The organism is Pseudomonas sp. TNT2022 ID642 (assembly GCF_028656995.1).
GTDB lineage: Bacteria > Pseudomonadota > Gammaproteobacteria > Pseudomonadales > Pseudomonadaceae > Aquipseudomonas.
The window spans coordinates 726,717-751,977 of record NZ_JAMDGW010000001.1; the positions used below are offsets into that span (position 1 = coordinate 726,717).

At 58.1% G+C, this 25,261-nt stretch carries 7 protein-coding genes; 4 read left to right on the forward strand and 3 right to left on the reverse strand.

The window, feature by feature from the left end:
• The first annotated feature begins 396 nt into the window (after nucleotides 1–396).
• From M5G26_RS03380 to M5G26_RS03395, 4 genes are all read left to right on the forward strand, one after another.
• A complete protein-coding gene (locus M5G26_RS03380) occupies nucleotides 397–9,012 on the forward strand; it encodes a retention module-containing protein (RefSeq protein ID WP_273914438.1) in 8,616 nt (2,871 codons plus the stop codon).
• Nucleotides 9,013–9,401: 389 nt separating this feature from the next.
• Nucleotides 9,402–11,336: a hypothetical protein gene (locus tag M5G26_RS03385; protein WP_273914439.1), complete on the forward strand. Its 1,935-nt coding sequence runs from the start codon at nucleotides 9,402–9,404 to the stop codon at nucleotides 11,334–11,336.
• Nucleotides 11,337–11,437: 101 nt separating this feature from the next.
• Complete coding sequence (locus tag M5G26_RS03390; protein ID WP_273914440.1) at nucleotides 11,438–13,360, forward strand: hypothetical protein; 1,923 nt, start codon at nucleotides 11,438–11,440, stop codon at nucleotides 13,358–13,360.
• A gap of 217 nt (nucleotides 13,361–13,577) precedes the next feature.
• Nucleotides 13,578–15,833 (forward strand): autotransporter outer membrane beta-barrel domain-containing protein, encoded by a 2,256-nt coding sequence (locus M5G26_RS03395; RefSeq protein WP_273914441.1) that lies wholly within the window; start codon nucleotides 13,578–13,580, stop codon nucleotides 15,831–15,833.
• A 241-nt stretch (nucleotides 15,834–16,074) separates the two neighbouring features.
• On the opposite strand, the gene M5G26_RS03400 is transcribed toward M5G26_RS03395, so the two are convergent.
• The 3 genes from M5G26_RS03400 to M5G26_RS03410 all read right to left on the reverse strand — a co-directional run bounded on the left by M5G26_RS03400 (nucleotide 16,075) and on the right by M5G26_RS03410 (nucleotide 25,240).
• Nucleotides 16,075–20,610: an Ig-like domain-containing protein gene (locus M5G26_RS03400; protein WP_273914442.1), complete on the reverse strand. Its 4,536-nt coding sequence runs from the start codon at nucleotides 20,608–20,610 to the stop codon at nucleotides 16,075–16,077.
• 300 nt (nucleotides 20,611–20,910) lie between these two features.
• A complete protein-coding gene (locus tag M5G26_RS03405) occupies nucleotides 20,911–21,270 on the reverse strand; it encodes a DUF6124 family protein (protein WP_273914443.1) in 360 nt (119 codons plus the stop codon).
• Nucleotides 21,271–21,802: 532 nt separating this feature from the next.
• Nucleotides 21,803–25,240, reverse strand: coding sequence for a hypothetical protein (locus tag M5G26_RS03410; protein ID WP_273914444.1), 3,438 nt, complete (start codon nucleotides 25,238–25,240; stop codon nucleotides 21,803–21,805).
• Between the last annotated feature and the right edge of the window lie 21 nt (nucleotides 25,241–25,261).

The following is a 25,261-nucleotide window of genomic DNA, read 5'->3' on the forward strand; positions in this document are numbered from 1 at the left end:
GGCTTATGCCGAAAAAAACTTATGCGCTTTGTAAAAACCGGCACATTGTTCAGCATGAAAGCCTTTGTTTTATGCGCTTTAGGGAGCGCAAAAAGGCTTGAGGAAAGTTCCACTCACTTTGCGACATACGGCGAAGTACTGCTGAAGGGGAGGGACGCGTAGCGGCTGAGGGGCGACAGATTTTTGTCACTCGAGTGATTCATCAGCGTTACGTAGCGTTAGTGGGCGTATGGCTTTGATCAGGATGCGGAAGTGCTTGATAGCACTGATGTTTCCGAAAGAAGCCACCTGCGAAACGAACTGTCGAGGGTGCGAGCGTCCCCTCCGACAACCCGATTGAGCCATGGGCTGCTTCGCTTACCAGTGCCGACGGTGGTCGGCAGCGGAGGATTTCACATGGCAACGCTCATCGGGATAGTCACTAAAGTCATTGGCCAGGTTTTCGCCCAGTCAGCCGACGGTAATAAACGCGTACTGGTTGAGGGGGATCGCCTGGTAGCAGGTGATCAACTGATCACTGGCGCGGAAGGCGCGGTGGCGGTGAAGCTGCAAAACGGCCAGGAACTGACCCTCGGACGCGGCAGCAGCATGACCATGACCGGTGAACTGCTGGGGGGTCAGGCGGCGCATGTCAATGCCGCGGAGGCCGTGACCCCGAGCGACGCGCAATTGACCGACGTCGAGCAGATCCAGAAAGCCATCGCTGCCGGTGACGATCCGAGCAAAACCGCTGAAGCCACCGCGGCCGGTCCGAATGCCCCGGGTGGCGCACCGGGAGAGGCGGGCGGCGGCCACAGTTTTGTCCTGCTGACGGAAGTCGGTGGACGCGTTGACCCGATCATCGGTTTCCCCACCGCCGGTTTCGGCGGTATTCCCGAATTCCCTGAAGAACGCCACAACGCGGTGATCGACAACGGCGATGACACCCCGGCTGTCGTGGTGCCGCCACCGGTGAACAATCCGGTGACCCTCACTGGCCTGAATGTGGCGGGCGGCGAACTGAATCTCAGTGAAGCCAATCTGCCTGACGGTTCGTCGGCCAACCCGGGGGCACTGACGCAAAGCGGCACCTTCACGGTGTCGGCGCCGGACGGATTGACCAGCCTGAGCATCGGCGGCATCAACGTTATCGTCGGTGGTGTGCCGATCGGCTTCCCGCAATCGATCACCTCGCAACTGGGCAACACCCTGACCATCACCGGCTACAACCCGGCGACTGGCGTGGTCACTTACAGCTACACCCTCAACGGCAATGAAAGCCACGCGGCCGGCGATGGCGCGAACAATCTCAGCGAACAGTTCACGGTGATTGCCGGTGACAGCAATGGCGACACCGCGACCGGTACGCTCGACGTCAATATCACCGACGACGTCCCGAAAGCGTTCGATGACAGCAATGGCACGGCGTCAGAGACCCAACTGACGCTGACCGGCAACGTTCTGACCAACGATGTGCAAGGTGCGGATCGCGTACCAAGCGGACCGGTAACCCCGGGCACGTTCACCGGAACTTATGGCACCTTGGTGTTGAACGCCAACGGCACTTACACCTACACGCTAAACACCAATGACGCGGACTTCAAAAACCTGCACGGTGGCGGCAATGGCACGGAAACCTTCGCCTACACCATCACCGATTCCGACGGTGATACCAGCACCGCCAACCTCGTCCTGCAGATCCACAACAATGATGATCCGGTGGTTATCAATGGCTTGAATGTCGAAGGCGGCGAGCTGACGGTTTACGAGAAAAACCTCAGTGACGGCAGCACACCGGATGCTACCGCGCTGACCCAGAGCGGCACCTTCACCATCACTGCACTCGATGGCGTCACAACGCTGACTGTCGGCGGCATCGCCGTTGTCACCAATGGCGTGGCCGCAGGCTTCCCGCAATCGATCACAACCCCGTTGGGCAGCACGCTGACCATCACCGGTTTCAACGCCACCACCGGCGTGGTCAGTTACAGCTACACCCTGGTCGACAACGAAGCGCATCCCACCGCCAACGGCGCGAACAATCTGCCAGAGCAATTCGCCGTCACCGTGTTCGACGATAACGGCACCACTGCCAACGGCACGCTCGACGTGAACATCACCGACGACGTGCCCAAAGCCTTTGATGACAGCAATGGTACGGCGTCTGAAACGCAACTGACACTGACAGGGAACGTGCTGACCAACGATGTGCAGGGCGCCGACCGCGTGGTGACCAATGAAAGTGCCGGGCCGATCACCGCCGGAACATTCACCGGGACTTACGGCACTTTGGTTCTCAACGCCAATGGCACCTACACCTACACGCTGAACACCAACGACGCCGACTTCAAAAACCTCCACGGCGGCGGCAATGGCACGGAAACCTTCGCCTACACCATCACCGATTCCGACGGTGATACCAGCACCGCCAACCTCGTCTTGCAGATCCACAACAATGATGATCCGGTGATCATCAACGGCCTTGACGTCAATGGCGGTGAACTCACCGTTTACGAAAAAAACCTCAGCGACGGCAGCACGCCGGATTCCACTGCGCTGACGCAGAGCGGTACGTTCACCATCACTGCACTCGATGGCGTCACAACGCTGACTGTCGGCGGCATCGCCGTTGTCACCAATGGCGTGGCCGCAGGCTTCCCGCAATCGATCACAACCCCGTTGGGCAGCACGCTGACCATCACCGGTTTCAACGCCACCACCGGCGTGGTCAGCTACAGCTACACCCTGGTCGACAACGAAGCGCATCCCACCGCCAACGGCGCGAACAATCTGCCTGAGCAGTTCGCCGTCACCGTGGTCGATGACAATGGCACCACCGCCAATGCCACCCTCGACATCAACATCGTCGACGACCTGCCAAAAGCCGTGGATGACAGCAACACCAGCACCGCGTCGGAAACCTTGCTGACCCTGAATGGCAACGTGCTGACCAACGATGTGCAAGGCGCCGATCGCGTACCGACCGGTCCGGTAACCCCGGGCACTTTCACCGGGACTTACGGCACCTTGGTGCTGAACGCCAATGGCACCTACACCTACACGCTGAACACCAACGACGCCGACTTCAAAAACCTGCACGGTGGCGGCAACGGCACGGAAACCTTCGCCTACACCATCACCGATTCGGACGGCGATACCAGCACCGCCAACCTCGTTCTGCAGATCCATAACAACGACGATCCGGTGATCATCAACGGCCTCGACGTGAATGGCGGTGAACTCACCGTCTACGAGAAAAACCTCACTGACGGCAGCGCACCGGACGCCACCGCGCTGAGCCAAAGCGGCACCTTCACCATCACTGCACTCGATGGCGTGACGACCCTGACTGTCGGCGGCATCGCTGTAGTCACCAACGGCGTGGCTGCCGGATTTCCACAATCGGTCACCACTCCGCTCGGCAGCACGCTGACCATCACCGGTTTCAACGCCACCACCGGCGTGGTCAGCTACAGCTACACCCTTGCCGACAACGAAGCGCATCCCAACGCCAACGGCGCGAACAATCTGCCAGAGCAGTTCGCCGTCACCGTGGTCGATGACAACGGCACCACCGCCAATGCCACTCTCGACGTGAACATCGTCGACGACCTGCCCAAAGCCGTGGATGACAGCAATGCCGGCACCGCCTCGGAAACCCTGCTGACCCTGAATGGCAACGTGCTGACCAACGATGTGCAAGGCGCCGATCGCGTACCGACCGGTCCGGTAACCCCGGGCACTTTCACCGGGACTTACGGCACCTTGGTACTCAACGCCAACGGCACGTATACCTACACGCTGAACACCAATGACGCCGACTTCAAAAACCTCCACGGCGGCGGCAACGGCACAGAAACCTTCGCCTACACCATCACCGATTCCGACGGCGATACCAGCACCGCGAACCTGGTGCTGAACATCCACAACAATGACGATCAGGTCTATCTCAACGGCCTTGACGTCAATGGCGGCGAACTCACCGTCTACGAGAAAAACCTCAGCGACGGCACCAGCCCCGACACCCCGGCGCTGACCCAGAGCGGCACTTTCACCGTCACCGCCCTCGACGGTCTGCAAACCCTGACCGTGGGCGGCATCAGCGTGGTCACCGGTGGCGTGGCCGCAGGCTTCCCGCAATCGACCGTCACGCCGCTCGGCAGCACGTTGACCATCACCGGTTACAACCCCGCCACCGGCGTGGTCAGTTACAGCTACACCTTGGTCGACAACGAAACTCATCCAAACGCCAACGGCGCCAACAGCATCACCGAGAACTTCAACGTGGTGGCGACGGACACCGATGGCAGCACCGCCAACGGCCAGATCAACGTCAACATCGTCGATGATTTGCCGAGCGCCCATCCTGACGCCGCATCGGTGGCGGAGGGCGGCACGGTCAGCGGTAATGTTCTGGACAACGATATCGGTGGCGCTGACGGCCCAGCCGTGACCGGCGCAGTGGTCGGCGTGCGCGCCGGCGCCGACACCTCGACTTCGGCCATCGGCGGCCTCAACAGCAACATCAACGGCACCTACGGCTACCTGACCCTGGACGCCAACGGCAACGCCGTCTACCACAGCAATCCCAACGTCGTGAACGGCCCGGGCGCAGTGGATGTCTTCACCTACACCGTGCGCGATGCCGACGGGGATGAAAGCACCACCACCATCACTATCGATGTCGCCAACAGCAAGCTGTGCGCGACCAGCGACACCGACGTCACCGTCTTCGAGAAAGCGCTGGACCTGACCAAGGACGGCGCGGATCTGGCGCCCGGTACGGTTACCGGCAGCGACCCGACCAGCACCGGCGAAACCGCGTCTGGCACGCTGGTCGGCTCGGTCACCGGGGCAGTCGGTGCGATCAGTTATGCGCTGGTTGGCAGCGCCACCGGCAACTACGGGCAAATCGTCCTCAACCCCAATGGCACTTACACCTACACGCTGACCTCGCCGGCGAGCACCACGCCGCATGCCGACGATGGCGCCAACAGCCTGACCGAAACCTTCACCTATCAGGCCACCGATTCGCTGGGCAACATCGTCACCAGCACCCTTGTCGTCAGCATCGTCGATGACGTGCCAAAAGCTGTGAACGACAGCAACGCCAACAGCGCCTCGGAAACCCAACTGACCTTGACCGGCAATGTGCTGACCAATGATGTGCAAGGCGCCGATGTGGTCGCGACCGGGCCGAATGCCGGCCCGATCACCCCCGCCACTATCGTCGGGACTTACGGCACCTTGGTGCTCAACGCCAACGGCACCTACACCTACACGCTGGACGGCAACGACACCGACTTCAAAGCACTGCACGGCGGCGGCAATGGCACCGAGACGTTCACCTACACCCTGACCGATGCCGACGGCGACACCAGCACTGCCAACCTGGTGCTGAACATCCACAACAATGACGATCCGGTGCTGCTCAACGGCCTCGACGTCAATGGCGGCGAACTCACCGTCTACGAGAAAAACCTCAGCGACGGCACCAGCCCCGACACTCCGGCACTGACCCAGAGCGGCACCTTCACCGTGACCGCGCTCGATGGCCTGCAAACCCTCACCGTCGGTGGCATTGCCGTGGTCACCAACGGTGTCGCCGCAGGCTTCCCGCAATCGGTGGTTTCGCCGCTGGGCAGCACCTTCACCGTCACCGGTTACAACCCGGCTACCGGCGTGGTCAGTTACAGCTACACCCTGGTCGAAAACGAAATCCACCCGAACGCCAACGGTGCCAACAGCCTCACCGAGAACTTCAATGTGGTGGCCACCGACACCGATGGCAGCACCGCTAACGGTCAGATCAACGTCAACATCGTCGATGACCTGCCGACCGCCAAACCCGACACCGGTTCGGTGGCGGAGGGCGGTACGGTCAACGTCAGCGTGCTCGGTAATGACATCAGTGGTGCCGATGGCGCGGCCACGGTGGTCGGTGTGCGTGCCGGCAGCAATACCGGCACCTCGGCCATCGGCGGTCTCAACAGCAACATCAATGGCAACTTCGGTTACCTGACCCTCGATGCGGCGGGCAACGCCGTCTATCACAGCAATCCGAACTCGGTGAGTCCACCGGGCGCTACCGACACCTTCACCTACACCATTCGCGACAGCGACGGCGATGAAAGCACCACGACCATCACCATCAACGTCGCCGACAGCAAACTGGTGGCCTCGGTCGATCAGGACGTGACGGTCTATGAAAAAGCCCTCGACCTGAGCAAGGACGGCGCGGATCTGGCCCCCGGTACGGTCACCGGCAGCGACCCGAGCAACACCGGCGAAACCGCCACCGGCACGCTGGTCGGCGCGGTCACCGGCGGCACGGGCTCGATCACCTACACCCTGGTTGGCAGCGCCACTGGTACTTACGGGCAGATTCAGCTCAACGCCGACGGCACCTACACCTACACGCTGACCTCGGCGCCGAAAACCTCGCCGAGCGCCAACGACGGGGCGAACACCCTCAGCGAAAGCTTCACCTACAAAGCCACTGACGCACTGGGCAATAGCACCACCAGCACCCTTGTGGTGAACATCGTCGATGACGTGCCAAAAGCGGTGGCCTCGGATCGTTCGGTGGCGGCGGTGGAGATCGATTCCAACCTGCTTATCGTCCTCGATATCTCCGGCAGTATGGCCGATGCCTCCGGTGTGCCGGGCCTGTCGCGGTTGGCCCTGGCCAAGCAGGCGATCAGCGCCTTGCTCGACAAGTACGACGACCTCGGGGATGTCAAAGTCCAGCTCGTCACTTTCAGCAGCAACGCTACTGACCGAACCTCGGTATGGGTCGATGTGGCGACCGCGAAGACGATTCTCGCCGGCCTGACGGCGGGTGGTGGCACCAACTACGACGCCGCGGTAGCGGTGATGCAAACCGCGTTCAACACCTCGGGAAAACTCACCGGGGCGCAGAACGTCGGTTACTTCTTCTCCGACGGCAAACCCAACGAAGGCGACATCAACGCCGCTGATGAAGCCGCGCTGAAAAACTTCCTCGATGCCAACAACATCAAGAACTACGCGATCGGCCTCGGCAGCGGCGTGAGCAACGCCAACCTCGACCCGCTGGCCTATGACGGCATCAGCCACACCAACACCAATGCGGTGGTGGTCACCGATCTCAACCAACTGAACTCGGTGCTGTCAGGCACCGTACAGGGCGCACCGGTCACCGGTTCGTTGCTGGGCGAGGGCGGCACCTTCGGCGCCGATGGCGGTTTCATCAAGTCCATCGTGGTCGACGGCACCACTTACACCTACGATCCGAAAGCCCTCAGCGGCCAAGGCTCGCTGACGCCAAGCGGTGGCACCAATCACGGGACGTTCAACACCGTGAACAACACGCTGAGCATCGCCACCAATAACGGCGGCACATTGGTGGTCAACCTCGACAGCGGCGACTACACCTACACCTCGCAGAAAACCACGGCGGTGGTCATCACCGAAAACATCGGCTTTACCGTCAGCGACAACGACGGCGATCTCGCCAGTTCGACGCTGACCGTTAAAGTGATTCCCAACGCGCCGCCGGTGGCGGTGGATGACCACGTCATCACCAACGTGCTCTCGGGCAACATCGTGGTGCCGGGCGAACTGCTGCTGGCCAACGACACCGACCCCAACGGCGATACCCTCAACGCCACGCCCACCAGTTTCAATACCGGCTGGATCTCGAAAGCGGCGGACTTCACTGGCACCGGGGCGATCAACTTCACCGGCACCAACGTCAACACTACTGCCAACCAGAATCTGGCCAACGTGCGCAGTTCGTTCAGCGCCAACGCTGCGACCATGACTGCCTTGCTGGTGGTCAGCGGCTATCTCGGCGCAGTGACCAACAGCAACGCCAACGACGAAGACCGCATCACCGTCAACCTGCGCCAGGGCGAAACCCTCAACCTCGATCACAACCTGGCGGCCGGTCAAGTCAGCATGGAGTACTCGATCAACGGTGGCGCCTACATCGCGCTGGCGGATGGGCAAACCCTCACCGCGTCGGCCGATGGCGTCTATCAGATCCACATCACCAACATCACCAACCCCACCGGCGGCGGTAACCCCAACGCGGCGGAAAACTATCAGCTGACCATGACCCTCAACTACGCCGGGGCGCATGACATCACCCCGGACTTCCACGGCAGCTACACCGCCAACGACAACCATGGCGGCAGCGACACCGCCAACGTCAGCATCAGCTATCAGGACGGCCACACCCTCACCGGCACAGCGGGGGATGACGTGCTGGTGGCCGGCAGCGGCGACAACATCATCAACGCCGGCGACGGCAACGATGTGCTGACCGCAGGCTCAGGCAATAACGAGCTGCACGGCGGCGCCGGTAACGACTTGCTCTACAGCGGTCCGGGCAACGATTTGCTCGACGGCGGCACTGGCAGCGACACCGCCAGCTACGCCCACGCCACGGCTGCCGTCACCGTCAACCTCGGCCTGCTCGGTGCGCAAAACACCCTCGGCGCCGGCACTGACACCCTGACCGGGATCGAGAACCTTGTCGGCTCGAACTTCAACGACACCCTGACCGGCGACAACAATAACAACGTGATCAACGGTGGCCTGGGTAACGACATCCTCAACGGTGGCGGCGGTGATGACCTGCTGATCGGCGGCATGGGCAACAACACCCTGACCGGCGGGGCAGGGGCCGACACCTTCCAGTGGCTCAAGGGCAACAGCGGCCACGACCTGATCACCGACTTCACCCCAGGCACCGACAAGCTCGACCTGTCGCAACTGCTGCAAGGTGAAAACGGCACCACCGCCTCACTGGATGACTACCTGCACTTCACCGTTACCGGCAGCGGCGCCTCGGTGCTCACCAGCATCGACGTCAGCGCGATGGCCGGTGCTACGCCGAACCAGACCATTGACCTGGCCGGCGTCAACCTCGCCAGCCATTACGGCGTGACGCCTGGGGCGGGCGGGGTGGTTGCCGGTGGGCATGACACGGCGACGATCATCAGCGGCATGCTGAATGATCATTCGTTGAAGGTGGATACGGTGTAGGCGACGCCTGAAACGACGAAACCCGCCGCCCCGTTCAACCGGGACGGCGGGTTTTTTCTGCCTGGAGGCAGGGCGTTGTTCTTTCGTCAGTCTTCGCGAGCAGGCTCGCTCCCACATTGGAGCGCGTTCAACTGTGGGAGCCTGCTCGCGAAAGCGCCAGATCTGACTCCGAATAACTCCCGGCAGATGCTGGCGTAGTTCGATTCGTGTCCGTACGTTTTTGATAAACGCCGCTGTTTAATTTCCTCGTGTTCAAACACTGATTCCGACGAGCGGTAGCGGTACCTGTAATTTCTGACAGTAGGCAGGATCATCCCAGCCGCATCTAATGAAGCCATCCCCGCAGCGCATGCACCGCGCAGCGCCGTTATCCATAGAGGAAGGCTGGAATGGCAAAGCGCGAAAAACCGGCTGGTCAGCCAGAGCAACTTGCACCGGATCTCTTGAGCCGGTCGGTCGAAGTCACGGTACCGGCCGTTCTTGATCCGGCTGATCCCAAGGGTCTTTTGCCGCTCACAGCGCTGGGTGATGACCTGATCGTGACGTTCATGGATTTTGAACAAGGTCCTGCGCCGGACGAGTCGGATCTGGTCGAATTGGGCTTCATGTCCAAAAACGGAGAGTTCAGGAGGGTCGATGACCGCTGGTATCCGACCAATGATCCCATTGCGTTTCCGCAAACCCTGAAAGTGCCTAGCGAATTACTGTCAGAAGGTGTCTACGAAGTCGCAATCCAGATCTCGATCTACGGAAGCAACCCGAATGAAGGCCCGCGCAAAACCCTGACCATCGACACCACCAAACCCAACTTCGGAAACAAGCCGGCTGCGGCCGAGTTTCCCCCCGAGTTGAATGGCACCATCACTGAAACCTTCCTGACTCAGGAGGGGGAGGTCAGTGTGCTGGTGCCTTGGTACACCGATGTCGAGGCGCTGGATCGCGCACCCTATTACTGGACCAGCGAAGCCATCCCGCCGGACTCTGAAAAACCGATCCGCGAGCAGGAGTTCAGCGCTGAAGATGTCGCTAACCGACGTTTGCGCATCACTGTGTATGCCGATGAAATTCGATACTGGGGCTCTGGTACACGTTATTTTTATTACCATCTGAGAGACAGGGCCGGAAACGAAGGACCGAATTCCTATCTTTCCTCTATTGAAGTTGACTTGTCGCCTGCACCAGGGGCACTGCTGCCACCTCGAGTGCCGCTGTCACCCCGGGGGCTGGTCGATCGCCAGCAAGCCCGTGACGGTGTCGTTGTGCAAGTCGATGAATACGACTTTGCCGATCCCGGCCATTGGCTGGCGGTTTTCTGGGACGACACGCCACTCACTGAAGTGCCTGTCGATCCCTCTGCCTTTCCTATGTCGGTCCCTGTGCCATGGCCGATCTTGCAGGCCAAGGGCGACGGGCCTTTGCGGGCCAAAATCTATTACAAGATTCGTCAGGGAACAGCCTATGGGCCACCCTCGCCAGACATTTCGGTGGCAGTTAACCTGACGCTGGCAGGTCAGGATCATGCCAAGGCGCCGGCGTTGATCAATGAAGATCTTGCGTTGGTCGAAGTGTTCGGCGAAAACAGCCAAACCCTGAACACCCTGTTAACGGATGATTTTGGTCTGCCGGCCCGCGTGTTGCTGTCTCTGTACGATGCACCCGAGCAGGGACAGCTGTTGGAGCTGTACTGGGGAAGTTACCCCGGCGCAGTTGCGTTTTATGAGGTGAAATCAGGCGATGTTGCTGGTCAGCCCATCAAGTTTTCCGTTCCTTGGCACGTTATCGATACCGACAAAGAGAACCCTGCTTTGCCGGTTTGGTACACCACCGGCAACGGCGTGAATCAGCAGCAGTCGTTACTGACCCGGGTGGCTGTTTCCATTGTCGTGATCGGGGGGTTGAAGGAGCCGGTCTTCCCGCATGCTAACAAGAACGGCGTACTGGACTGCTGCGCACGCCCGAGGCTCTGGGAGGGCGTCACGGTAAGAATCAAAGCTGACCCGCAGATCGAGGAGGGCGACACGCTGACGCTGGTCTGGCAAGGCAGCACCGGGCTCAACGGCAGCGACCCCATCGAAGGTACCTACGCGGAAATCGAAAAAGAACTCACGACACTGCGCCCGGGTGAAGACATCGATATCGTCGTCGAGGATTACGACGGGTTGATTGCGCCCATGGTCGACGACGGTTCTGCGCTGGTTTTTTACCGGCTGAAAAAAAGCAAGGGCGGCCGGGGGATATCCGAGAGGGAAATCGTGATCATCAATCGCACCTTGCCCAGTGGCGCAGTATGTTCGCCCACTAATGATTTGTGCGAAGAGAACTGAAATATTTAACAACTGTGTAATGCGGTTAATAGCCGGTATCGCTCTGGAAGTTTGCAGTGGGAGTGGAGGATCGGTGCGTCCATAGATCAGGAGAATTGAAAATGAGTAACTTGAAAGTACCATCCAAGGCGGAGCTTGCCCGTAAAAAATTGTTTGATTTGCGTCAGGCGCTGAGTACCCGATCAGGTACCGCTCCTGAAGTTGAAAACTTACTCCCGGCTTTGCCGGGAGATAATGTAAAGAAACTGCAGGCGGCGCGGCAGGGGACGGATTGCAAGGTAACTATTACCGGTATGGTTGTGCCGCCGGGTTCAAGCGCCGGTGACACATTTGTTGCATTGCAAAAAGATGAGGTAGTAGTGTCGGCTTGGTTACCAGTTCCTATTCCGCCACCTTCACCTTTCGAGATGATTTTGCCGGCGAAAGAGACTGCAACTCCCGGTCCGTTTCGCTTGACATATAAAGTTGAATACGGTGGTAATTCTAATACGTCTGATACTTTTGAATTTTTCATTGATACTGTCGCACCTAATCACGGTGCGCCCGGAGGTGAAGCAGTACCACCGGCGGAGATTGTTAACGGTTTGTTGACGCGGGAAATCCTGGATGCTCTGGGTGACGTTACGATGGAAATTCCGAGGCCTGACGATGTCAAGGAGGGGGATATTTATAGCGGTTACTATGGGAAAAGTGACCCAGGGATACTCGTGGACACCTTTATCGTCGATACGGATTCAACTGCGCCGATTAAACTGGTTATCCCGAAAGCCAATATTGAAACGTGGGGCGAGGGACCGTTTATCTTTTACTGCAAGTTTGAAGATCGCGTCGGCAACGTCGGGCCCTCTTCCAAACCGTTTCAATTCGATGTTCGACTGACACCGGCACCCAGTGGATTGCAACCCCCCGAGGTACCGGAAAACGACGACGGCGTTGTCGATTTGAAGGATGCCTTTCCCGATGTCGCCGTGGTCATTCCGACATTCAGAGGCGGTCAGCCGAACGATGTAGCCCGAGTCACCTTCAACGGGAAGGTGCAGCCCGACAAGCCGACGGATGGCACCACCGAAGTTATTGTCGACGTACCGTTCAGAGATGTCGCAGACGGCGGTGATGGTCCTAAGCCTGTGAGGGTGACTTACGCGATCATGCGAAACAACAACCCGTTTCCGGAACCGACAGGGGCGGACATCAACGTCGATCTGTCGATCCCTGGTCCTGCCAACCCCGAACCCGATCCGGAAAAAGGTAATCCGAACCTGGTTGCCTTGGTAGTCAAAGGGTCAACGGCTGATAACACTTTGGTGGAAGCTGACGTTGGTACCGTGATCGACATTGACTTGACTATTCCTGATACCACGACATTAGAAATCGGGGATGTTTTTGATTTGATGTATGACGGTAATATAGTTCCAGCTCCAGACGGTCGTTATACGGTTGTCGGTGGTGAGGCTGATGATTTCAAGATACCGTTCAAACTACCGTCTGATGTATTTGAGGCCGCTAAAAACGGCATAAAGATAGCCCGCTACATCATCACCAATCCGGCAAATGGCAGCAATGTGAACCCATCCTTGCCGACCCCGGTAGATGCGTACGTTATTCCAGTGGATTTGCCCGCTCCTGTCATTCAGAATCTTTATACAAATCCGGCTGGTAATTTGTATTTGAACTGTTCTTCTCTTCGCGATATTCCGGTGGTAGGTAAGGCCGCGGTTGTCCGTATCCCTGGAGGTGGTTCACTCGTTGCTGATTTGAAACTGGACTTCGTATGGAAAGGAACACCGCTTCCAGGAGGGGCCGATATTCCTGATTACCCGTTTAGCAAGACGTTGCAGGGCAATGAACATATAGCGGGGTTTGAAGTTTACCTGCCCTTCAATGCTGCCCTCAGACCCATCAGGGATGGGCGCGGAGTCATTTCATATACAGCCGAAATTGATGGCCGTACTCATAACTCCAAGGATCACGACGTCAGGGTAATTGTGGTTGATAATGCAGGGACATTCTGTCCGGGTACTTAGGAAGCATAATGGAAGAACACGGGGGATATTTCCCCCGTGTTCTTTTGCTGCGGCATGTACGGTAATGAATTCCGTGGAAAAGCAGGAGTTATCCTACAGAATAAAATGAATAGCTCCTGTACCGTGCGCGCGGACCAATCTTGTTTTTCTGAAAACATATCCGCTAAAAGTCGAAGGAGTTTGTATGGGCGTTTGTCCAGGTCGGTATCCATGTTTAATGTCAAAAAATCGCTTGGCCTGGCTGGCCTTCGTGCCGGTCTTCTCCGCAAGCCCATTGGTCTTCGCCTTGACGTCCATTGAGGCGGGAGAAACGCTGAGCATCGATCAAACAACGGCACAGGACAACTATCGCGCCCGCGATGGTGGTGTATTGAACGCCAATGATGCGAATACTTACGAAGTCTTGATCACCACCGGTTCGCAATTGAATGCGGTGGGGGGGACATATGCCGGGCGTTCGGGCAACGCTGGGATTAGTCTGATCAATGCCAGTGCCAATGTGAGCGACGCCATTGTGACCGGTACCCGAATGGGCATGTCGATCGCCCGGGCGACGGGTACAACCACCGGTTCGACTGCCGTGATCACTGGCAGCCGGATTACCGGACAGATCGCCGGAATCGAAACCGGCGGCGGCACTGACATCCAATTGACTGATACGCACCTGACCGGTACCGGCGCAAACAGCTTCGGCTTGAATTCGTTCGGTGCCGAAGTCAGGGCCAAGGGCGGTAGCATCACCGGAGGCATGAGCGGTATTCGCTTGCGTCCCGACGGCGAGGGCATTGGCAGCGGCGCCAACGTAACGCTGGATAATGTTGAGGTTCGAGGGGTGGCGGGTGCAGCCATTCTTGCTACTGGAGGGGTTACGGCACAGATCAACGTGCTGAATTTCACCCGCCTGCTTGCCGGCAACGGTGTACTGCTTGACGTGCAAGGCGCTTCCACTGCAACGATGACGGTGGCTGACAGCATGTTGGAAGGCAACATCAATGTCACCGATAACAGCCTCGCCAATCTGTCTTTCAATCACGGCCACATGGTCGGTGATGTCATCGTCGATGGCAGCTCAACGGCGGGTGTCACATTGGAAAATCATTCGCAGTTAACCGGTCGTCTCGATCAGGTCGACAGCGTGAACGTCAACAGCAACTCCAACTGGACACTCACCGGCAACGATTCGATCGGTGCACTGGGCATGAACGGTGGCACCGTCACCTTTGGCGCCCAGGACGCTCCCGGTACGTATTACACGCTCAATGTCGGCTCACTTTCCGGCAATGGGACCTTTGCGATGAAGGGCGATTTCGCCAGCGGTGAGCATGATTTTCTCAATGTCATCGGTGCTTCGGCGGGGGACTTTGCGCTGGCGGTTGCGGCCTCTGGCCTGGACGCCGCTTCACCGCAGGCGTTGACGCTGGTGCGTACCGGCACCCTCGACGGTGCGAATTTTGCCTTGGCCGGCGATCAACGGGTTGATGTCGGCACATGGTCTTACAGCCTGGCCAGTCGGGAAATCGAGGGGGGAGCGAAGGAGTGGTTTCTCGACCCGACCACCGAAGTCATCAGCCCCGGCGCGCGCTCGGTACTGGCCTTGTTCAACACAGCTCCGACCGTGTGGTACGGCGAGTTGAGTTCGTTGCGCAGCCGCATGGGCGAATTGCGTTTCAACGGTGGCCAGGCCGGCGGCTGGATCCGCACCTACGGCAACAAGTACAACGTTGCCGATGGCTCGGGCGTGGGTTATCAGCAGACGCAACAGGGTTTGTCCCTTGGCGCCGACGCTCGACTGGGTGAAAGCCAGGTGCTGGTCGGGGTGCTCGCCGGCACGAGTGAGTCCGATCTGGATCTGAATCGTGGTACTTCGGGTACGGTGAAAAGCTACTACGTCGGGCCTTATCTCACCTGGCTCGACAGTGATACCGGTTACTACTTTGACGGCGTGCTCAAGTTCAACCGTTTTCGCAACGAGTCCAAGGTCAACCTGAGCGACGGCAGCCGCACCAAAGGTGATTACGACAACTGGGGTGTAGGCGGTTCCGCCGAGTTCGGTCGGCATATCAAACTGGCCAACGACTACTTCGTCGAACCGTTCGCGCAACTGTCGGCCGTGCAGATCCAGGGCAAACACTACACGCTGGACAACGACATGGACGCCGACAGTGATCGCATGCGCTCACTGCTCGGCAAGGCCGGGGCCACGGTCGGGCGCAACTTCGGTTTTGGTAACGGCGCTGTCGCTCAGCCTTATGTGCGCGCGGCAATTGCTCATGAGTTCGCTTCGAACAACGAAGTGAAGGTCAACAACAACGTGTTCAACAATGACTTGTCGGGTTCTCGGGCGGAGTTTGGTGCGGGGGTGGCGGTGGCCCTATCGGAGAAGTGGCAGGTGCATGTCGATCTGGACTATGCCAAAGGGGAGCATATTGAGCAGCCTTACGGTGTGAATCTGGGATGGCGGTACAGCTTTTAACTACTGTTTGGTACAGGGAAAGTGTCTCGTAATCAGCGAGATACCTTAACGGCCGCTGTTCTGTCGAGGAGCAGCGGCCTTGTCATTTGTGTTAATGGTTTTACCTGGTGCCGAAGCCATCCGCTGTCCAATGCTGCCGCCAGCATGGGGGAAGGACTCATCCTTGGCGCAATGGCGCGCCTTCATCGGGTTTGGCAGGGGATTTTTTGTTGGCAGGTATACGGTCCCACATTTGAAATGCTCAAGGTGTGATGCCCACTCCGGGCACCACACTCAGGTTCATAATCGTTTTCTCTTCCCCTGTAACCAGATTTCTACAGTAATAGAACGGGTTGGGGTTGGGCCAATAAAGTCTCGACTCATTAGACCAATAGAATGAATTACCCAATGGCCAACGATTGCCAAAAGAACTGCTTATTGCCCGTAACTCGGCCATTGAAGGCAACCTCAACCCTCGACTTTTTGCCTCATCACCTACCCTGGACAACCAGTTTGCGCTTAATCCGTAACATTGCGTCACCCCTGTTACCGACACCGAATAGCTTTTCCCTTGTCCTGCCTGATCCCTTACCGAAATCGTTGCACTGCCGTTACCTCGCGCAGTGACGAGTCCACTCTGCGAATCCACGGCAGCAACGTTGCCATTACTAGAGCTATAAACGTAAGGAGGTTGGCCACCACTTGCCTGGTGGGGCACCGAAGTGCCTGGGCCGAAGGCTGGCAATACTGAGCTCCCCGGAATGAGATAAATCCTGCCGCTCAAGGTTTCGTGATTTGTATTGAAGTTCAGCGGCGGTATCACCGGCAGTACCGTGAAGGCACGAGGCGGCTGAGATTCCTGGCCGGTGCTGACTGCTTTTACTTTTATAGAATGATTACCCACACCCACCGCCAGCGTGGTACTCCACGCGTCGCCGTTCGCTCTCACCGTGTGCTTTGGATTGTTGTTGTCGTAGACCTGGACTTCACGGTTGGGCGTCACCTTGCCACGCAAGGTGACCGAGGTCCTTTTGGTTGTTCCGCCGTTAGCGATTTCAATGAGGCCATCATGCACAGACGTCAGCGTCGGCGCGATGTGGGCGGCGACCTTGAAGTCTCTCGCCGGGCTTTCCACCGGAATCGCGTCATACAAGGCCTTGGCCTTCAGGCTTTGCGAGCGGATGGCCAGACCGGTGACAGACGTTGTCCATTGTTTGTCGGCATTGACGCTGATCGGTGTACCAACGGGGGCGCCATTGTCGTACATCTGGATCTGCTCGCGCGGGGTGGCTTCGCCTTTGACGGTCACAGCGGTGTCATAGGTCGTTTCGTTCTGTCCCACCGTGCCGATCGAGTCGGTGACCGTGGTAATCGTCGGTGAAATAAAGGCTGCAACCGTAAAGACCCGGGGAGGGCTGGACTCCGGGTTACTGCCGTAATCGCCTCGCGCGGTCAGGCGGTAAGTGGTCAGGTTCAGGCTGCTGAAAACATATTGCCAATCGCCGCTGGCGTTGACATCCACCGTATCGACGGCCGCACCGGCATTGAGCAGGATGATTTTTTCGTTTGGACTGGCCTTGCCCGTCAGGGTGACGGTCCGGTAGTAGGTCGTACCATTGGCGGCGACCTCACCGCGCAGGTCACTCACGCGAGAGATCGTCGGCGTGACCGCTTGCGCCACGACGAAATTCCGCGGCGGACTGGTCGCAGGGTCAATCTCGTACAACGCCTCGGCAGTGAGGCTGTAGGAGCGAACTTTCAGATCGTTGATGCGGTGGTTCCAGTTACCCTTATCGTCGACGTCAAGTGTAATGAGCGGCTGTGTGTTCTCCAGCAATTTGATCTGCAGGTTTGGCGTCGCGCTGCCGGCCACCAGTACACTGTTGTCATAGGTGGTTGCCCCATGGGCGACGTCCCCCCGTGAATCGGTGACCGAGAGAATCTCCGGGGTCTGTGCGAATTTCACGGTGAATGTGCGGGGATCGCTGGACACCGGGTCGGCGTCATAAAGGGCCTTGGCGCTGATGCGGTAAGACTTCTCGGTCAACGGGCCGATCTCACGCCGCCAGGTGCTGTCGGCGTCCACCAGTGCCGTGCCCATCGATGTCGTTGGCCCATCGAACAGCTCGACCGTTTCACCGCGTGTGGCGGTACCGGTGACGGTGACTTTTTCGTCGCGGGTTTTGCCGTCCTCTTCCACTTCGCCCCGTGAGTCCGTCACCCCGGTGATGGCCGGTTGCACGTAGTCGTAGCGGGTTCTGATGATCAGGGGCAACTGTGGAAATACGCAGGCAGTGTCCTCTTTTTCACTGCCATCGAATGCCACTTTGCAGATCACGTTGGCGGGTGTGGAGTGGCCCAGTTTCATCAGCTCGCTTCTGAGCAAGTTTTCGTTGAGGCCGTTGCTGACTTGGGTCGGGGTTATTTCCTGGCCGGTGATTAGCGGGATCGTATGGGACGCGCCTGAACTTGTTTGTCCTGTCAGGTAGAACCACAGACGCTGTTTCAGGGCAATGTAGGGCCAGATAGCGAGGACAGCTTTGGCATCGCCGCTGAATGTCATCAGATCCAGAACGTTGTCCTGTGCCTGGAGTACTTGCGGGTGGGGCAGTTCGTTTTCAGGGTCCTGGAAGTCTGAAACATACAAGTCGAGCACTTGCGAGGGCGTGGTGAGGGTATAGCGGGTTACTTCGTATTCAACCGACACCGTTCTCGCAATATTGGCGCCAACCACTGAAGCGGGTAAATGGAATTGAACGGTGCCTGTGGGGCTGCCGGGCAACTCCAGATCATCAGAGGTGCCCGCGCCGGGCGTTCCTGACCACTTCAAACGGATCATGTCCCGGTCAGGGTTCATGCTGGAGTAACTGGCGTTGATGTCCACGCCGCTCAACCCATCCATTGGGTTGAGCGTCTTGTCGGGTGCCTGGACCACCTCGGGCGGCGGCAACTCACCGACCAGTTCGCCTATGAGCAAATTGAGCGTGGCCGAGTGCTCGTATTGTTTGTTCGACGCCCGCAACACCGAGTAGCGCACTTTCACATACTGGCCAATGTTGGGCGTCACGAATTCAGCGTCCACCGGAAAACGCACAGGTTGACCTTCGGTCACGGTGGTGATGGGCAACCAGTCACTGGTGCTGGCGAAGGGATTGGGACTGCGCCAGTAATAGGTAAGAACATCCCCCTTCAGGGTCTTCGCCTCGCTGATCCACACATGCACCCTCTCGAACACCTTGGACGGATCCAGCACATCCCCCGGCGGATCGGCCTCTTCCACTTCGGGGGCCGGCAGTGTCGCGCGGACCTTCCCGACCTTGGCCAGCAACCGCTCGGACTCTCTGATGTCGAGGAGGCCAGGTGCATCGTTCGCGACCACGTAAGAAAGGTCGAGCGTGCCGTTATCAAGCACACTGATGTGCTGGGAATCGATGTAGACCGTGACCAGGCCTTCCCTGGCTTCGTTGTCGCTGACGATATGCGGGACTTCATGCAGATAGTCATCGCCATTGGACTTGATGCCAGACCATCTCAGGCAGATCAGGTCGCCATTTTTCATCGCGTAGCGCACGTCGACCGTGGCGTAGATCTCGTCCGGTTCGAGGGTGTCGCCGAGCAGTTCGCGGATGCTCGGCTCGGGGAGCATGTTGACGTCGCCGTCTACCCTGGCAAGAGCGCGCTTGGAAGATATCGGGTCGCCACCGTCCTTTTTGTAGAGAATATAAGACGCATCGGCGCGTCCTTGGGCGATGTCCCTGATCAACTCATAGGGCACTTCGATTTCCAGCACTGAAGGGACGTTATCGATGTCGCGGGTTTCGCTGCAGATGAGCGGTTCAGCGTTATCCGGCGGCGTGCCGATGAAGGTCATTTTCACGCTGTCGCCCACAGCGAAGTATTGGCTGCTGACATGGATCTGAATCGTCACCGGCTGCTTGTTCAAATCCCTGATGGTAATGACGCCGTTGAGGGCTTCCCTGAAGATCGGTGCCTCCAGTCGCCAGCCACCCGCGTCAACGTCGATGTAGGTGCGTTTGGAGTGGCGGTCGGCCCAGTTCCAGACTTCGTCATTGATGTCGTATTTGATTTCCCGTCTGAGACCGTCGCCGGCGCCGAGAATGGCGTCCTGATCAATCAGGATTTCGATCGGCTGCTGGCCTTCGGCTTGCTCCGGCGTGATGCGGTGCGCAGGAAGCCGGTATTCGCCAAGCTGTAAACGGACCTTGTCGTTGCGCGTGCAATACACATAATGAGGGATGGTGGCCAGTACCCCTTTTTTGGCCCATTCGGCGTCTATCACGCCCTGATCGACCAGCTCGGGCGGCAGTTGCACGATGTTCAACTCTGAGTGGCCGTCGGGCAAATGCGGTTCCTTGTCACGATTTCCCGGCTTGTAAAGCTTGACCCATATCCGCAAGGCCACCGAGGGCGGATCGGCTTCGGTCTCGCCTTTGCGGGTCAGCACATAGTGGCAGTTTTCAAGCCACCCCGACTCGACAGGCGTCGGCAGATAAAAGAACACCCGCTGGTTGACTTCGTCGGCCTCCACGAATCGTTCGCGCACTCTCGTGCCGTTGCAATAAATCTCGAGTTTGTCACCCTCGCTCATGGTCGGCAGATAAGGATTGATGACGCACAGCACGCCGTCGGAGTCATCGGTGGCGACCTTGATGCTGATCCCGCCATCGCCATCTTGCACCGGCTCAACCATCCCCGGAATCAGCAGGGGACGCAGCACCGCCAGTGGGGTGTTGCCTTCCGTCAGGGGAGGGAAGCGGAAACGCTTGTGAGAAGGCATCAGGCAAGTCCTCTTGAAGAGCATTCAGGCGTTTTTTGATGACGACCGGTGCAGCCGAATGCAGTGAGATTCAGGGTGAATTCGGGCCAGGAATCGTTGACGAACATCGCAATGCACTCCGGTCGGGTGATGGAGTGATTGAACCTGTGTTGATGGGGTTGCGCACCTGTCAGATCTGACAGGTGCATGGGGTTTTCTGACGAACGGTTGGTTGTTTTTCTTGCTCGAGCGATGGGAGTCTTTGAAGACGCCTTCGTCGACAGCCACAGCGCCTCACTCAAGGCGTGTCACAGAGGCGCGCTACTGCGGCAACTCCAGATTATCCATCACCCGATTAACCGCCAGCTCGCCGAGCATGATCAGCTGCGCGATGCCCAACAGCGTCCTGCGCTGCGACGCCGGTATGAGGTGGGCGAAGTCATGGGCGATGGTTCTGGCGGAAGCGAGTGTTTCGCTGGCATCGGCCAGCAGTTCTTCGTTTTTGAAATCTGCGGTAACGGCGTACATCCGGCGGGTTTTGCGTGGCGGCGGGGTGGAGCCGGGTGGGCAGAGGTAGTGATCGAGGGCGCGGTCGGCGGCGTCGTTGAGCTTTTTTGAATCGAGGGATTCGTAGGGGGAGGTGGGGTCGGTTTCGGGTGGGTTGGGTGTTGGTTTGATCATGGTGAAGCTCCTACAAGGTGGAGCCGCTAAAACCCGTCGCTAAACAGGTAAGGTGGCGGCTGGACGCAGGTTAGCGAACCGGGTGTAGGCGCCCGGCAGACCCGAAGGTCTCCCGCGCACAGCCGCCATAACGCAAATTGTAGATAAGCATCCACAGTCGAGTTTGGAGCGCTGGTGCGCCTACAAAGATTCAGGTCGCTAAACCCGATCGCTGATTCGTCAGCGACCTGACCACAATAGAACCCGCCCCCAAGGCGCACAAGCCGGCGGATTCTGGCGTAGCTGTAGGCAATGGCGCAAGAATTTGTAGCCTTGAAGGCGTGTCTGGAGGTGTCTTTTAAACACCAAAGTTTAAAAGTTAAAAAACGGGCGATTGTCCGGGTGAAAACGTGAACAATTGCTGTGAATTGAAATTAAAAAATCGCACTCCTTTTGCTAGGAGTGCGGCTTTCAGTGGTGGGCTGGTAAATAAATGCGTCCCCTTTCTTTCCTTATTCCCGCAATTATCCGAAAGCGAGGGCAAAAAATCTGCCTATGGCACCTTGCCGAACTCAAAATAATCAACATTAACTTGACCGGTTACAGTTATCCTGATCGACGCAATCTCTAGTAGTCTTCCTGAATCGATATAATGTGAATCGTAAGGTTCAACAGGCGTACTTGTAGTCTTCAATGTTGCTCCGGACGAATTAAGAAAAGCAATGGTGATAGTCGTTGGTCCAACAATGTTCCCCGGGTAGGCCCTAAGATGTACTCGGTCTGTAGTTTGGCCAATCAAGTTGACTTGATACGTGATTGATCCTGATGTGGAGGGTATATACGGAAAAATGTTCAACTTGCTTTCTATATAACAGTTCGCTTGACTTTGAGTCAAAAACGTAATCCTACACGTTTCAGTACTTATAGACTGGCCGATTAATAGCCTTCCCTGTGGAATTTGTATGGCTTTTAGAACTGTAAAGTTCCAAGGCGCTGATTCTGGCCTCGTTCCATATACTGCTTTTACTTTGAAACTATGTTGTACCCTGCCGAGATTTCTTGCGTTAAAGATCCACTCACCAGTGGCACCATCGGCGGTTGTTTCACCTTGGGACACTGCATAATCGAAAACCTCGACTTTTAGTCCCTTGGCAGCGATGCCTCTGAGGGTCACCGCCAGTTCGGCTGTTGTCCCGCCCTGCGGAATTTCCCTGCCGCTGAGAGTGCCTTTGACAGAGGTTATGGTCGGGGCCGTCGCCACCACCACGGTAAAGGTCCGTGCTGCCGACACAGGATTGCTCCCATACAAAGCTTTGGCGGTAAAGCTGTGTGCTGCCACAGCCAAGGCACTGATGAGCAACGTCCAGACACCGGTTGTGGCATGTGCAGTTGCCTGGCCTTTTGAGACGGTGCCGTCAAAGATTTCGACCTTCTGGCCTTTGGCCGCGACGCCGCTCAGGGTGACGGCTGTTTCCACCGTGACCCCGCCTTGGGGGATTTCGACACCGCTGGGAGAGCCTTTGACCGATGTCAGAGTGGGTGCGGTGGCGGCTGTGACGGTCAGTGTTCTGGCGGCCGACACGGCGCCGGAGCCGTACAAAGCCTTGGCGGTAAAGCTGTGTGCAGCCACAGCCAGGGCACTGATGAGCAGCGTCCAGACACCGGTTGTGGCATGTGCAGTTGCCTGGCCTTTTGAGACGGTGCCGTCAAAGATTTCGACCTTCTGGCCTTTGGCCGCGACGCCGCTCAGGGTGACGGCTGTTTCCACCGTGACCCCGCCTTGGGGGATTTCGACACCGCTGGGAGAGCCTTTGACCGATGTCAGTGTCGGAGCGGTGGCTTCCGTTACGGTCAAATTACGCACATTCGAATACAACGGTTTACTCGGATAACAAGCCTCGGCGTACAAACGCCGCACACCGAGTGGCACGGTAATCGGACACTCCCAGATGCCTGTCGTAAGGTGGGCGGTCGCAGTTCCCCTTGTGGCTGAGCCGGAGCCGGTGCCGTCACGGATGTTGATCTTCTGACCCAGGCTCGCTGTGCCTTTAAGTATCAGATCGGTGCTGACGGTCGTTTTACCCTCTGGCACCTCCACCCCTTTGTCATCCAGCACATTGTTCAGCGTCGGCACTACCAGCGCGACCACCACCACGTTGCGGGCATTGGAAACGGGACCGTCCTTGCGTTTGGCGCGCAGGTTGTAGGTGGTCCCGGCAACCAGCCCGGTCAGTTGGAATGTCCATTCTCCCTTTTGATCTACTTGAATTTCAGTATTCGGCATCAGTACGCCGTTATTGGCCAGATCAATCTTTGTGTAAGGCGTGGCCGTCCCACTCAGCGTAACGGCTGTTTCTACGGTAGGGCCGCCGTGAGGAATCTCCTCCCCGCTGGGTGAGCCTTTTACCGAGTCGAGGGTCGGCACTATCGTTTCGTAGGCTTTGATCGTATAAATTTTCACGGGCGCTAAAATCGCCTCTTCCTCCACACGGCTCAAGGTCAACGCGGCCTTGAAATGCAGTTCCAGCTTGCTGTCATTGGCCAGATCCTTGAGGAGGTCGTAGGGCACCTGGTAGGTATATCGACTGGCATTGATCCAGTTTTGATTAACGTAGGATGACGGCCATTGCCATCGTACGAAATGGAAATCGTCGCCGTTGCTCTTGGTACCTTTGAGTTCCAGTTTGACCCGTTGATTGACGGCAATGAATGCCCAGACGCCAGCGACCACTGTGGCGCCCGACGTCACCTTCGATAGATCCAGCACCGTGCCATCGGCTTGCTCAATACTGATTTTGTCCAGCTCTGTCGCAGGCAGTGGCATGACACTGACCGTCAGAGGCAAGGATGGAATTGTCTGGCCTGCCGTGACGTCGTAGCTGAGTGTGAAGGTTTTGGTTTCATTACCGATGTTGGCCGCAATGGCTTCGGCGGGAATCAGGAACTCGACGCTGCCGCTTGCGACGCCCGGTTTGGCGGGGATTTCCGGCGAGCCTGCGCCGGACGTGCCCGTCATGGTCAGTTTGATGTTTTGTTTATCGTTCATGCCCGTAAAGGCAACGATGACCTTGGCTCCGGTCTGAGCGTTCAGAGGTGCCAGCGTCACACTCGCGCCCGTACCGTTGGCGAGTGGCATCCTCGGGAAAGGCAATGGATTTTCCAGCGCCACCCCGACGCCGAATGTCAACGGCTCGGCATAACTGGTCCAGCCCGCCGCGCGTTTGATCTCGTATCGGGCGGTCACCGTTCCGCCTTCATTACCCTTGATCACCGCCGCCGGGATGGTGAATGGCACTTCCTTGCCGGCCGTGAATTCGTTCAGCTTGATTCTGTCTGTATATTCGCCGGTGATCGAGCCTGTCCAGAACATGAATACTTCATCGCCCTCGACCGTTTCCTTGTAGATCACCGTCAGGGTGGTGCCGGCGGTGTCGGCGGGCAGGACGCCGTCCACCACGCCGTCCACCTTGGGCTGTGGCAGTTCCAGGCGTGGTTCGCCGACTTGCAGGATGTCGCTGTGGATCGACTCGCGAATGGCGCGGGTGGCGGCGTACTTGTCCAGCGTGGTGAGCACTGCGCTCGGAATCAGTAGTTGGTAGTAGAACTCCGCCGTGCCGCCGTCGACCGGGGCCAGGTGTTTGCCGTCGATGTTGTACAACAGCGGTTTGGCCGCGACGATGTCGTTGTAGGTGATGGGGCGGGTTGGCAACTGAGGCAGGTACGGCTTCAGGCCGGGCGTGGTGCCGAGCATGACCGGTTGGAGAACGTGGCCTTCGACGAAGGATTTGTCGAAGGGGATCTCGAGACGGATTTGGGGCAGTGTGGGGTCGAGTGCGCCGGAATTCTCGTCCAGCACGATCGGCGCGCCCAGCCGCTGGACTTCGCCGATGGCGCGGATGAATTGGCTTTTGGAGCGCAGGTCGGTGGAACCGTCGGCTTTTTCCAGGCGGTAAGACAAGGTGATCTGGGACTTGGCCAACTGGCGCAGCACGGCGTTGGGGGCCGAGGTTTC

Excerpts from the sequence above, each read along its gene's own strand:
- M5G26_RS03390 (WP_273914440.1), top strand. The coding sequence starts at position 11,438 with ATGAGTAACTTGAAAGTACCATCCAAGGCGGAGCTTGCCCGTAAAAAA.
- M5G26_RS03395 (WP_273914441.1), top strand. The coding sequence starts at position 13,578 with ATGTCAAAAAATCGCTTGGCCTGGCTGGCCTTCGTGCCGGTCTTCTCC.
- M5G26_RS03405 (WP_273914443.1), bottom strand. The coding sequence starts at position 21,270 with ATGATCAAACCAACACCCAACCCACCCGAAACCGACCCCACCTCCCCC.
- M5G26_RS03400 (WP_273914442.1), bottom strand. The coding sequence starts at position 20,610 with ATGCCTTCTCACAAGCGTTTCCGCTTCCCTCCCCTGACGGAAGGCAAC.
- M5G26_RS03380 (WP_273914438.1), top strand. The coding sequence starts at position 397 with ATGGCAACGCTCATCGGGATAGTCACTAAAGTCATTGGCCAGGTTTTC.
- M5G26_RS03385 (WP_273914439.1), top strand. The coding sequence starts at position 9,402 with ATGGCAAAGCGCGAAAAACCGGCTGGTCAGCCAGAGCAACTTGCACCG.